This is a genomic window from Rheinheimera sp. B2H12 (assembly GCF_059620065.1).
Genome location: NZ_CM184363.1, coordinates 4,679,038 through 4,692,115, shown reverse-complemented (window position 1 = coordinate 4,692,115; position 13,078 = coordinate 4,679,038). Strand labels below are relative to the sequence as shown.

Annotated in this window: 7 protein-coding genes; 6 read left to right on the top strand and 1 reads right to left on the bottom strand. The window is 52.5% G+C overall.

The window, feature by feature from the left end:
- Positions 1–170: 170 nt before the first annotated feature.
- Complete coding sequence (locus AC53GJ_RS20010) at positions 171–1,808, top strand: S41 family peptidase (RefSeq protein ID WP_496730160.1); 1,638 nt, start codon at positions 171–173, stop codon at positions 1,806–1,808.
- Between the two features lie 85 nt (positions 1,809–1,893).
- Here the strand turns inward: AC53GJ_RS20010 and AC53GJ_RS20005 are convergent, their stop codons facing one another.
- Complete coding sequence (locus AC53GJ_RS20005) at positions 1,894–2,418, bottom strand: aldolase/citrate lyase/malate synthase family protein (protein ID WP_496730159.1); 525 nt, start codon at positions 2,416–2,418, stop codon at positions 1,894–1,896.
- 233 nt (positions 2,419–2,651) lie between these two features.
- Here AC53GJ_RS20005 and AC53GJ_RS20000 point away from each other — a divergent pair, with 233 nt between their 5' ends.
- The 5 genes from AC53GJ_RS20000 to AC53GJ_RS19980 all read left to right on the top strand — a co-directional run bounded on the left by AC53GJ_RS20000 (position 2,652) and on the right by AC53GJ_RS19980 (position 12,923).
- A complete protein-coding gene (locus AC53GJ_RS20000) occupies positions 2,652–4,076 on the top strand; it encodes a DUF3612 domain-containing protein (protein ID WP_496730158.1) in 1,425 nt (474 codons plus the stop codon).
- Positions 4,077–4,243: 167 nt separating this feature from the next.
- The gene (locus tag AC53GJ_RS19995) at positions 4,244–5,362 is read left to right on the top strand and encodes an HDOD domain-containing protein (protein WP_496730157.1); all 1,119 of its coding nucleotides are present in this window, start codon (positions 4,244–4,246) and stop codon (positions 5,360–5,362) included.
- Between the two features lie 215 nt (positions 5,363–5,577).
- The gene (locus AC53GJ_RS19990; RefSeq protein WP_496730156.1) at positions 5,578–6,813 is read left to right on the top strand and encodes an efflux RND transporter periplasmic adaptor subunit; all 1,236 of its coding nucleotides are present in this window, start codon (positions 5,578–5,580) and stop codon (positions 6,811–6,813) included.
- 3 nt (positions 6,814–6,816) lie between these two features.
- Positions 6,817–9,891: a multidrug efflux RND transporter permease subunit gene (locus tag AC53GJ_RS19985; protein ID WP_496730155.1), complete on the top strand. Its 3,075-nt coding sequence runs from the start codon at positions 6,817–6,819 to the stop codon at positions 9,889–9,891.
- Positions 9,888–12,923 carry an efflux RND transporter permease subunit gene (locus AC53GJ_RS19980; RefSeq protein ID WP_496730154.1) on the top strand — a complete coding sequence of 1,012 codons (3,036 nt, stop codon included), beginning with the start codon at positions 9,888–9,890 and terminating at the stop codon, positions 12,921–12,923. The genes AC53GJ_RS19985 and AC53GJ_RS19980 overlap by 4 nt, the downstream gene beginning before the upstream one ends.
- Positions 12,924–13,078: the final 155 nt, after the last annotated feature.

Genomic DNA, 13,078 nt, shown 5'->3' with positions numbered 1-13,078 from the left:
GTCGCGAATTGTCAAATCATCTTCGGCGCTGCTGAACGGTGATTTGACACCTTAGCTCCTGCCTGCTTTATTCCAATCGTCTGAGACGGACAGACTTGTCCAATTGCCATTGTCATGTTAAAAGCATGCAAATAAACCGTTTTGTTATCTGATCGCGAAGGAGTCTTTCGGTGCAACAATTATCTTTGGCCAGCATCTGGCTGGCAGGCAGTTCCCTCTTGTTGGTGGCCTGTGGCGGTGGTGGCGGCAATACCGCGCCTGTGACTGGCGGTGGCAGCACTGTGACTCCACAACCCAGCGTTACTAGCTGGGTGCAAGGTCAGTTTCCCGCTGAAGCTTTACTAAAGAATTACTGTGCTAATCCGCGCACTGGCAACGATCCCTATAACAATAATCAGCCTTATCCGGATAAAGCTGGCAATGCCGCTTATGAAAAAATGTGGCTGCGCAGCTGGAGTAATAGGACTTATCTTTGGTACAAAGAGTTGCCTGATGTCAATCCGACTAATTTTTCCGTGGCAGATTATTTTGAATTATTAAAAACCTCAGCTAAAACCGATTCCGGCGCTGCCAAAGACAACTTCCATTTTCAGCAAGATACCGCCAGCTATAACAAAGAAACGGAAGGGGGCCTGAGTACCGGCTTTGGTATTCATTGGTATGTATCTTCCAACAAACCACCTCGTCAATTTACCGTTGCATTTAACGAACCCAACTCTCCTGCTGCGCTGGCTGGCTTACCACGCGGTGCTCAGTTGCTGGCTGTGAATGGCTTGGATTTTATTTATGAAAGCTCAAACTCGGCCTTAACTGCTTTTAACGACGCTTTATTTCCGGCCAGAGCTGGGGAATACCACAGCTTTACCTTCCGTTTACCGGATGGCACGAACAAAGTGTTTAGTTTTGTCGCCACTGATGTGGTGAATGTGCCGGTGCCGCAAGTCAAAGTGTTGGATACTGCCGCCGGTAAAGTGGGATATTTTCAATTTAATAGCTATGTTTCTGCTGCTCAGCCGCAATTAATCAGTGCTATTGAGCAGTTTAATACGGCCAATATCAAAGAGTTGGTGGTGGACCTGCGTTATAACGGTGGTGGTTTATTGGCGCTGGCGTCTCAACTGGGGTATATGCTGGCAGGTCCGCAGGTGATCCAGAACCGAATTTTTGAAAAAACAGTCTTTAATGATAAATATCCCGCAGTTGATCCTGTAACTGGTCAAGCACTGACACCGATGCCGTTTATTCATTTGGCCATCGACTATGAGAAAGGGCAGTACACCGATCAACAATTACCAAATTTAACGTCATTACGGCGTGTCTTTATTCTGACCACTGATGATACCTGTTCTGCCAGTGAAGCGCTGATTAATGGCTTGCGCGGGGTGGATATGGAGTTGGTGCAGATTGGGGGTAAAACCTGTGGTAAACCTTATGGTTTTTATCCGACCGATAACTGCGGCACCACTTATTTTACCATTCAGTTCAGTGGCGTGAATGCGAAAAACTTTGGTGATTTTGCCGATGGGTTCCGGCCGACTGCCAATCCAATTTATCAGGCTGATGTCAAAGGTTGTGCGGTGGCGGATGATTTCAGCAAAGCCATCGGTGACAGTAAAGAGCGATTGCTCAGCACTGCGTTGTATTACATGGTGAATAATAGCTGTCCGGTGCAGGCTGAAGCTATGGCGGCGACAGTCGAGCGTCAGTTTGATGGCGGTATTGGTCCGTGGCAGTTAGACCCGCGCAAGCGCGCCATCCTGCTGGAAAATAAAATCTATAGTCCACAGTTGCCACCTTTACCGCACTAGATATTGCACCGCCGGCGTCTGCATATTGCAAACGCCGGTCAGGCAACAGAGCAACTGTGCTGGTTGTGGCTGACAGGCCAGCCGGTTACAGCAAATAATCACTGCCATCTTTGCCGGTATAACAGGCTTGCGCCCTGCAGGCGGATGGCATTTTTTCACTCAATTGCCCGCGGATCATACTAAACCAGCGCGCTGGCGCTACGGCATCTTGGGTTGGCGTCAGTTCCAGCTGAATATCTTCAATACCGGCACAGTCTCTGGCGCCATGGCTGCCACTCTTACAAAACAGTAACTCGACATGACGGCCAGCGCCGCGTAATAAAATCGATTGCGGTTTTTGTCGCGAGCCACATAAAGCGACAAACTGGGTTGGATCAGCCAGACCGGTTTGACTGCCATCGGCCATAAACGCCAGTAAGTGTTGGTAATACACCACATAACTACGAACATCCTGATGTGAGCCAGTGGCCAGCGGAAATGTTTTATCCAGAAAACCTTTGGAATAATCCAGGATCTGCTGCAGATGCTGGTCATTCAGTGCATTGATAGCGCTGATTTCCTGATGGATAAATGGATCCAGCGGTTGGCTGTTGCTTTGTGTCATCGTCATGGTGCTTTCCTCGCTCACTCTGTTGTATCTGCCCGGTAGGGTGGCGGGCTGGTTGTCGGCAAGCAGTGATTGCTGTTGCTTAGAAACTAGTCTATGTTGTTTTTGTGCATAATTTGACAATTAAAACTTCACAGTGTGAATTTTACAAAATGACTATTCAAAAAAGCTTACTCAGAAAATCACATTTCCTTGGTACTAAAATTAGAAACCTGAGGAAACGCAATAACTTAACTATGGAAGATTTGTCAACGCGCTGTATCCGCATTGATCCGGAATATGCACCGTCAGTGTCTTACCTGTCGATGATCGAACGGGGTAAAAGAGTGCCCAGTGCTGAGATGTTGACCGTGATAGCCCAGGTGTTTCAAAAAGAACCGGATTGGTTTCTGGATGGCGAAGAGCAGCAACTGGATATCACGCCGGCCAAAGGCAGTCGCGGTGGCATTCATGGCATGGCGCTGGAACCTGGTTTTTTATTTTCCAGTGATATTCTGCAAATTGCCATTCCGGAAATGTTGTCGCAAACCGGCATCAGTGGCAAACAGTTTGCTCAGTTGTTGATCCGGGCACATCAGGAACACCATCAAAACCATTTTCCCGAGCTGGAGCGGGCGGCGGAAGAAGTCGGCTGCAAACGGATGCCGCTCGGCGTGGACGATTTGCTGGCGATCGTTAAGCAGCTTGGGCTGCGGATCAACTGGTTTGATGAAGCACCAAAGGAAGTGCTGGATGAGCTGGGCGTACTCAGTCAGAATGTTGCGACCTCGTTTTTTCTGCCACCGAATACGTTGCAACTGAACCGCTTACTGAAAAACCATCCGACCCGGCTCAAATATGAACTGGCAGTGCATATAGGCCATGCTGTGTTACATACCAAAGATAGCGTCAAAAGCGGGATGTCGGTGGGTGGCGCACCGGACAGTTATGGTAATGACTCACCGGATATGGCGCCACAGGATATACTGCATGCCTGGCGTGATTTTGAATCCAGCTTTTTTGCCGGTGCGTTGTTGTGTCCGAAACTACCATTCCGGCAATTGCTGGACCGGCAAGGCTATGAAATCAGCAGTCATTTGCTGGCCGGTGTGTCGGCATCGGTCGCGATGCGGCGGATGACGGCGGTATCCCCTTATAGCCACTGGCATTATTTTGATGCTTATACGCCGGGTAAATTAAAGGCGGTGTATCGCGGCAATGGCATTCCACTGCCCTGGGGCAATATGCGCAAAGTGGAAGATCCCTGCCAGCACTGGGCGGTATTCCGGATGTTTGATGTGCAGGGGCAGCAAAGTTCAGCCCAGCTGTCCTTGCTGGAAGTGCAGGGCCAGCCCAGGATCTATTGTTGTGAGTCGACCCGGGTGCTGGATCTGGCGGGCAATGCCCATGTGCTCTGCGCCGGCATTGATTTAAATCCGGCGATTGCAGCGCAGGGTATGGATGCTGATGCCATGGCACAAGAACTGAAAGCCTTATGTAATAATCAGGGCGGCGCTGGTCAAATTCCGGCGGCAATGAAAAGCACATTAAGTACAGTGGCGAATATTCTGAACATCAACTGGGTGGCGCGCAGTCTGCAAAAACCAGCCCAGTTGATTTGTGCCCGCGGTAATCATTGCCCACGTGATCCGGCTTGTTATCAGCGTTGTGGCAGTCGCTGACGCAGACACACAATGACACAAATAATAGCCGCCAAAGCATCGTCACTGGCATTCTGTCGGCAAAAAAATGCGCTTGGTCGCCGCAGTGCAAAGGTTATGTAAATTGAGTACAGCAGCCATTGAGCTACTGTTAGAGTATCCATGTTTCGGGGAAGGGAGAGAGCCCTATGTATCAGGTCGTCGCGGTCAGTTTAAATCCGGCTTTATTAAGTTTTATCCGTAAATATTGTGAAGATGCGGCGCAGCAATGGCAATTAAGGATATTTCCGACCATTGGCAGTTATGTCACTGCGCCCCGGCAGAGTGATGCCATTGATTTGTTATTCCTCGATGCGCAAACGGTGACCTCCAGTCTGGAACAAAAACGCCTAGTGTGTTTTATGGCGCCGCTGGCGCTGCGGGTGGTGGTGACAGATACCGAGCACGAGGATGTGGTGCTGGACCATCTGGACCATTTCCACAGTTTTATTGGTCGTTCTATTGATTATGACCATCTGTGCCAGTTGTTTGACAGTGCCGCCCGGTTACCACAGTTACCATTGCCAGCCTTAAGCCGGCGCTTGTTGTCGTCTTTTATGCATTATCCGGTGTTTCCATCCATTTGCGCTGAATTACGGCAGGTGCTGAAAGATCCGGCAGTCGACATTGGCAAAGTGGCCGCCGTGCTGGAACGGGATCCGGTGATTGTCTCGCGGCTGATGCAACTGGTGAATTCGCCTTATATGGGCTTTGCCAGTGAAACCTTATCACTGGAAACTGCGGTCAGCCGACTGGGGTTACAGCTGGTGCAGACGCTGGCGCTGATGTTATCGCTGAAGAGCAATAATCAGGGTTTGCATGCGCGCGAGCATCAGCAATTGCTGGATCAGTCGTTGCAGACCGCTGGCAAGGCCCGTCAACTGGCACGCGATAGTCAGTTGGGACGGACAGTGCAGGATCATGTCTTTATGGCCGTGCTGTTTCGCGGGGTTGGTCAGTTGCTGTTATTACAAAATGGCTGGCCTGTGGTGCCAACAGAGCAGGAACCAAGCCGGCTGGAGATTGCGCCAGATGTGGCGATTGCCGTCTATTTGCTGACGTTATGGAGTTTTCCGCAAACCTTGCTGGCACCGATGCTGGATCAGCACCAATGGCTAGATGATCACAGCCTGGAAGCTTTGACCAGTAATTGTCTGTTTCTGGCTGGTTTAACGGTAGAACAATGGAGTTTATTGCCGGAAGAACATAAACAAGCGATTGCCCATTCCCCGTTTGCCAGCGCCATGCTGCTGGTGGGAGAGGTTTAAAGGCGCCGACAGCCAACTGTTGCCCGGTGCGCGGGCAACAGTTGTGAAGGTTGGCACTCGTGCGACAGACGCTGGTCGCAGCGCAACTGCGATAGGGTTATGCTGCAACACCGAACACGCCAGAATGAATTAAAAAAGAAAATTATCATTGATATCAACCACTCACATTTTTGCTCGACCTTAGATTGTCATGAGCATTTGCAGGGAATATGAACATGTCGAAGTTATCTCCTCGTCTCCTGATTACCGGATTTACCCTTACTGCGTTGGCAGGGGCATTTTGGTGGTTGACCACAACAGCCAGTAATGAAGCTGCGGCAACGCCAGCTCAGGCGAAAGCAGCCGCGGGCGGACCGCGTGGTCCGGGCGCAGGTCCTCGCAAGCCTGGCGGGCCAGGGGCTGCTGCTGCTGCTGCCAATCCGTGGATGCAACCCGTCCCGGTGCGGGTAGTCAAAGCTGGCACCACAGATTTAAAAGTACAGATTAAAGCCATCGGCACAGTTACGCCGCTCAATACTGTGGTGTTACAAAGCCGGGTCAGCGGACCTTTACAGCAAGTGTTTTTCCAGGAAGGGCAAAAAGTGACCGCCGGTGATTTGCTGGCGCAAATTGATGCCGCCCCTTATCAAGTCAAACTGGCGCAGGCTGAAGGTCAGCAACAACAAAATGTGGCGCAATTGCAAAATGCCCAGAGTGATCTGGCGTTATATGAAAAATTAAAACAACAAAACTCGATCTCAGCGCAGCAATACAATCAGCAGCAATCGCTGGTGAATCAGCTTAAAGGCACGCTGAAATCCAATCAGGCGCAAATTGATGCTGCCAAGTTAGAACTGTCTTATACCCAAATCAAAGCGCCCATCAGTGGCCGGCTGGGCTTACGCAAAGTAGATCCGGGCAACCTGGTGCAGGCCAACAGTAGTGAAGGTCTGGTGACTATTACCCAGAGTTCACCGATCGCGGTGCAGTTCACCATTCCGGAAACTCAACTTGAGCAGGTGCGTGCTGCGGTGCGTTCAGGCGCCAAACTCAGTGTTGAAGCCTGGGATCGTGCTGAGCAACAGCTGATCAGCAGTGGGGAACTCACGACCTTAGATAACCAGATCGATTTGGCCACAGGTACGTTAAAACTCAAAGCGCTGTTTGCTAACGAGCAAGAACAATTATTCCCGAACCAGTTTGTTAATGTGCGGCTGAATGTGGCAGTGCAAAATGGCGCCGTCACCATTCCACAGGATGCCGTGCAGTATGGCTCGCAAGGCACTTATGTTTATAGCGTTGATAGTAAAAACAAAGCACAGTTGAAAATGCTGACACTGGGCCCGGTTGATAATGGCCTGGTCGCGGTGGAGGCGGGTCTGGCAGCCGGTGATGCGGTGATTTTGGAAGGTCTGGATCGGCTCAGACCAGGCCGGGATGTTCAGGTGATGACTGACAGCGGGCAGGAATAACCGATGAATATGTCCAAACCCTTTATTTTGCGGCCGGTGGCAACATCTTTATTGATGCTGGCGCTGCTGGTGGCAGGGATCCTGAGCTGGCGTTTGTTGCCGGTGGCGGCGTTACCCCAGGTTGATTACCCGATTATTCAGGTATTTACCTTTCAGCCTGGTGCCAGTTCCGACATTGTCGCCCGTACTATTACTGCGCCGCTGGAACGGCGGCTGGGGCAAATTCCCGGTTTGAAACAAATGTCATCCGCCAGTTCAAATGGCGCCTCGGTGCTGACTTTACAGTTTGCGCTGGTGGTCGACATGGCCGTGGCAGAGCAGGAAGTGCAAGCGGCAATTAATACCGCGGGTTCGTTATTGCCAAATGATTTACCGGCGCCACCAATTTATCGCAAAGTGAATCCGGCAGATGCGCCTATTCTGACGCTGGCGGTCAGTTCAGCCACTTTACCACTGCCGCAGGTCTATGATTTGGTCGATACCCGGATGGCGCAAAAACTGGCGCAAGTATCAGGTGTTGGCATGGTCAGTCTGGCGGGTGGCCAGCGGCCAGCCATTCGGGTGAAAGCCAATCCAGCAGCGTTGGCGCAGTTGGGACTGAGTCTGGAGCAATTGCGATCGGCCATTACCGCGGCCAATACCAATCAGCCAAAAGGTAGTTTTGATGGGCCATTCCGTTCGACCATGCTCGATGCCAATGATCAGATCAAAAGCGCCAAAGAATATCAGGAGCTGATTGTGGCCTGGCGCAGTGGCGCGCCGATCCGGTTGCAGGATGTGGCGACCATCAGTGATGGCGCAGAAGATCGTTTTCTGGCGGCCTGGGCTAATCAGCAACCGGCAGTACTGGTGAATATCCAGCGTCAACCGGGCGCCAATGTCATCGATGTGGCGGATCGGGTGCAGCAGTTGTTACCCCAATTGACGGCGACTATGCCAGCAGCTGTGCAGGTGCAGGTGTTGACAGACCGCACCCAGAGTATCCGATCTTCAGTGCACGATGTGCAGATGGAGTTATTGTTTGCCATTGGTTTGGTCGTACTGGTGACTTTTGTCTTTTTACGCACTATTCCGGCCACTATTATTCCAAGTCTGGCGGTACCACTGAGTCTGGTCGGCACTTTTGCTGTGATGTATCTGCTGGATTTCTCGGTCAACAATCTGACGCTGATGGCGCTGACCATCGCCACTGGTTTTGTGGTGGATGATGCCATCGTGATGCTGGAAAACGTGGCCCGGCACCGTGAGCAAGGGGCTTCCCCGTTACAGGCTGCATTAAAAGGCGCGCAGGAAATTGGTTTCACGTTGATTTCCCTGACATTTTCGCTGATTGCCGTGTTGATCCCACTGCTGTTTATGGCCGATGTCGTCGGCAGGCTGTTTTTTGAATTTGCCGTCACCCTAGCGGTGGCTATTTTGATTTCGTTGCTGGTGTCGCTGACGCTGACGCCGATGTTATGCGCCAAATTACTGCACAAGATGCCTGCCCATGACGAAGAGCATGACTGGATGGCACAGATCATCCGCCGTTATGGCCAGATGCTGCAATGGGTGTTGCGTCATCAACGACTGGCGATGCTGGTGATGCTGGGCACTGTGGCGTTAACGGCTGTGCTCTATCTGGCGGTGCCCAAAGGCTTCTTCCCGGTGCAGGACAGCGGTGTGATCCAGGTGGTGACGGAAGCGCCGCAGGATATTTCGTTTCAGGCGATGGCCCAGCGCCAGCAACAACTGGCGACGCAATTGCTGGAGCATCCGGCGGTGGCTAGCTTAAGTTCATTTATTGGCGTCGATGGCAGCAATAACAGTATCAACAGTGGCCGGATTTTGCTGAATCTGAAACCTCATGCCCAGCGCGAACAAAGTGCCACTGAGATTATCCGGCAATTGGAACAGAGCTCGGCGCAAGTGAGTGGTATTAAAGGTTGGTTCCAGCCGGTGCAGGAGCTCAGTATCGAAGATAAAGTCAGTCGCACCCAGTACCAGTTCAGTCTGACCACGCCAGATAGCGAGGTGTTGGCGGCCTGGTTACCGGATGTGTTAGCGGCGCTGCGCGCTCAGCCGGCCTTGTCGGAAGTGGCGCATGATCTGCAGCAACAGGGTTTGCAGGCTTATATCGATATTGACCGCACCGCAGCATCCAGGCTTGGCATTACCGCCAGTCAGATTGGAGCTGTGTTGCAAAGTGCTTACAGTCAACGCCAGATCACCACCTTGTTTACCCAGGCCAATCAGTACCGGGTCATTTTGGAAGTGGATCCGGCGCAGGCGCAAGGCATCAGCGCTTTGGACAAGCTGTATCTGACCACCAGCGCAGGGGCTACAGTGCCGCTGTCGTCAGTCGCCACCGTCAGTCAGCGCCCTGCCACCTTGTTGATTAACCATCAGGGCCAGTTCCCGTCTGTGACCTTGTCTTTTAACCTGGCCGCTGGTTATTCGCTGGGTGAAGCCGTGGCCGCCATTGAACAAGTGCAGCAAGAGTTACAATTACCGGCCGAAATTGAACTGAGTTTTCAAGGGGCAGCTGAAGCGTTCCGTGCTTCGCTTGGCAATACTTTGTGGCTGGTGCTGGCGGCTGTGCTGACGATGTATATAGTGCTCGGCATTTTGTATGAAAGCCTGATCCATCCGCTGACCATTTTATCGACCTTGCCGTCGGCGACCGTGGGCGCTTTGCTGGCTCTGCTACTGCTGGATCAACCACTGGATTTGATTGCGGTGATTGGCATCGTACTGTTGATCGGTCTGGTGAAGAAAAACGGCATCATGATGGTCGACTTTGCGCTGGAAGCGCAGCGCAATCAGGGCTTAACACCGCGTGAGGCCATTTATCAGGCCGCGTTGTTAAGATTCAGACCTATTCTGATGACCACTCTGGCGGCTTTATTTGGCGCTATTCCGTTGTTGCTGGCCAGTGGTTCAGGCGCTGAACTGCGCCAGCCGCTCGGGCTGGTGATGGTCGGTGGCCTGATTGTCAGTCAAATTCTGACCTTGTTTACCACACCTGTGGTGTATTTGTGGTTTGACCGTCATTTCAGCCGCTCTGCACCAGCCGCAACTGAGATGGTGGCAGGATGAATCTGGCGCAACCTTTTATTGAAAAACCGGTCGCCAGCGGCCTGATCGCCAGTGCTATTCTGCTGCTGGGCTTGCTGTGCTGGCGGCTGTTGCCGGTGGCTCCGTTGCCAGCTGTCGATTTTCCGATGATTGTGGTCACCGCCAGTTTGCCGGGTGCTAGTCCGGAGAGTATGGCGGCCACAGTGGCGACGCCGCTGGAACGGGCGCTCGGTAGTATTGCTGGCATTAACCGCATCAGTTCCAACAGTAATCAGGGTTCGACGCAAGTGCGGCTGGAATTTGAATTGGACCGTAATGTTGATGATGCCGCACGCGATGTGCAGGCGGCCATCAATGCAGTACGGGCGCAATTACCGGCCGGCATGCCAGGCAATCCGAGTTATCGTAAATTTAACCCATCGCAACAACCGGTGATGGCGCTGGCGCTTAGTTCAGAAAATCTGGCCGCCAGCGTATTGTATGATGCGGCGTCGACAGTGCTGGCACAAAAAATTCTGCAAATCCAGGGCGTCGGTGAAGTTGAAGTGACTGGCGCTTCCTTGCCCGCCGTGCGGGTGCAACTGAATCCGGCGATGCTGAGTCATTTTGGCGTGGCACTGGATGAAGTGCGCTCTGCGATCAGCGGTGCCAATGCCACAGTGCCGCTGGGGTTAGTGGAACATGATGCCCAGCGCTGGCAACTGGCCACCAGTCAGACCATGCGTCGGGCCAGTGATTATCAGGATTTGCTGATTAAGTATGTCAATGGCGCGCCGATCCGGCTGGCCGATGTCGCCACCATCAGCGATTCGACGGAAAATCGCTACAGCGCTGGTTTTCATAACGAAAAAAGCGCGGTGATCCTGCAAATCAGCCGCCGTAATGGTGCCAACATTGTTGCCACTATTGATGCGATTAATCAGCAATTACCACAATTGCGCGCTTTGATGCCAGCAGATGCCGATCTGGCCGTGGTGATGGACAGATCGCCCGGTATCCGCGCCACTTTGTCAGAGGCCCAGTTCAGCCTGATGTTGTCGGTGCTGCTGGTGGTGCTGGTGGTCTGGCTGTTCCTGCGCAGTTTCCGCACCGCGCTGATCCCGACATTGGCAATCCCGGTCTCCTTGATCGGTGCTTTTGTCGTGATGTATCTGTGTGATTTTTCACTGAATAATTTATCGGTGATGGCACTGATTGTGGCTGCAGGCCTGGTGGTGGACGATGCGATCGTGGTGCTGGAGAACATCAAACGCCATATTGAACGTGGCCTGACGCCGCTGCAGGCCGCCAAAGTGGGCGCCGGTGAAGTTGGTTTTACCCTGCTGGCGATGAACTCGGCGCTGATTGTGGTGTTTCTATCCATTCTGTTTATGGGCGGCTTAGTGGAGCGGCTGTTCCGCGAGTTTTCCATTACCCTGGCGGGGGCCATGCTGATCAGTTTAGCGATTTCGCTGACACTGACACCGAGTTTGTCTGCCTTGTTACTGCAGGCCGAGCCGCGGGACAAGACCCAACCTGGCTTTTTTGCCAGGCTGCAACGGCGTTATCAGCGCAGTCTGGTGCTGGTGCTGGCGCATAAACGCTGGGTGGTGCTGGCGATGGCGCTGATTTTCGGCGGTAATATCTGGTTATATCTGCAATTACCCGGTGGTATGTTGCCGGAACAGGATACCGGCCAGTTAAACGGTTTTGTCCGCGGTGATGATGGTTTTTCCTATCAGGTGATGCAGCCGAAGATTGAAGTATTCCGGCAATATCTGCTGCAGGATCCTGCCATTGCCGATATCACCGGTGCCAGTGGCGGTGCTATGGGGCTGAGTAACTCCTGGATGCGGGTGCGGTTAAAACCGCTGGCAGAGCGCGGTGCTTCGGCGCAGCAAATTGTTGACCGCATCCGGCTCAATGCGCCCAAAGTGCCGGGTGCTATGCTGTTCTTAAGCGTGGATCAGGATATCCGCTTGTCGTCGCCTTTTGGCAGCAGTGATTATGAACTGTTGTTATTGTCCGGTGAGCTGGCGCCGCTGCGGGAGTGGGGTAAAAAAGTCGCCGAGGGCATGAAAGAATTAGCAGAATTGGTCGATGTAGACGCGCCAGGTGGCGAAGATGCCCAGCAAGTGGTGTTGCAAATTGACCGTGAAGCTGCCCAACGGCTCGGCGTCGATATGCGGACCATTGCCACTATGCTGAATAACTCCTTTTCGCAGCGTCAGGTGGCAACTTTATATGATGAAATGAACCAATACCGGGTGGTGATGGAATTGGCACCTGGTTACACCGCGCAACCGGAAGTACTGAAACAGCTGATGCTGATCAGTCGGACCGGCGATCGGGTACCGCTCAGCAGTATCGCCAGTTATGGTTATGGTCTGGTCAGTGACAGGGTGCGGCACGATGGTCAGTTTGCCTCAATGGGTATTGGTTACGGTCTGGCTCCCGGCGTCACGGCGCAACAGGCCGCTGCGGCTATTGATCAATTGCTGGCAAAACTGATGTTGCCTGGTTCAGTGCATAGTGTGAATGGTGAAGATCAGCGCGACGCGATGTTTAAAACCGAAGATAACTATTGGTTGATGCTTGGCGTGGTGTTGGCGGTCTATCTGGTGCTGGGGATTTTATATGAAAGTCTGTTACAGCCGCTGACCATTTTATCCACCTTGCCTTGTGCTGCGGTGGGGGCCTTGATCGCCTTGTACCTGACCGGCTCCACCATGAGTCTGATTGCGCTGCTTGGGTTATTTTTGCTGATTGGTATTGTGATGAAAAATGCCATTTTGCTGATTGATTTTGCCTTGCAGGCCGAGCGGCAGCAGGGACTGACACCGCAACAGGCGATAGTGCAGGCGGCCAGTGCCAGGCTCAGACCTATTCTGATGACCAACACCGCCGCTATGTTGGGGGCTGTGCCTTTGTTACTGGCGCTGGGCGAAGGCTCGGAGTTACGCCAGCCACTGGGTATTACTATCGTCGGTGGTTTACTGATCAGTCAGTTGCTGACTTTGTACAGTACACCTGTGGTGTATTTGTTGCTGAGTCGGTTCCGGCGCAAGGTTTAAAGTGCCAGCGTCATTGGCAATAATCTGCAGTGTTGGCTATTGCAGCCGACCCTGCAGGTCACCTGCGATGCCCAACAGAGTGGGCATCTCATCTGTGCTGAAGGCGCAACAAGCAAGGCTATGGTTACCGTAAAACAACCCCATGGGTTGTTGCA

Excerpts from the sequence above, each read along its gene's own strand:
- AC53GJ_RS20005 (WP_496730159.1), bottom strand. The coding sequence starts at position 2,418 with ATGACGATGACACAAAGCAACAGCCAACCGCTGGATCCATTTATCCAT.
- AC53GJ_RS20000 (WP_496730158.1), top strand. The coding sequence starts at position 2,652 with ATGGAAGATTTGTCAACGCGCTGTATCCGCATTGATCCGGAATATGCA.
- AC53GJ_RS19995 (WP_496730157.1), top strand. The coding sequence starts at position 4,244 with ATGTATCAGGTCGTCGCGGTCAGTTTAAATCCGGCTTTATTAAGTTTT.
- AC53GJ_RS19990 (WP_496730156.1), top strand. The coding sequence starts at position 5,578 with ATGTCGAAGTTATCTCCTCGTCTCCTGATTACCGGATTTACCCTTACT.
- AC53GJ_RS19985 (WP_496730155.1), top strand. The coding sequence starts at position 6,817 with ATGAATATGTCCAAACCCTTTATTTTGCGGCCGGTGGCAACATCTTTA.
- AC53GJ_RS19980 (WP_496730154.1), top strand. The coding sequence starts at position 9,888 with ATGAATCTGGCGCAACCTTTTATTGAAAAACCGGTCGCCAGCGGCCTG.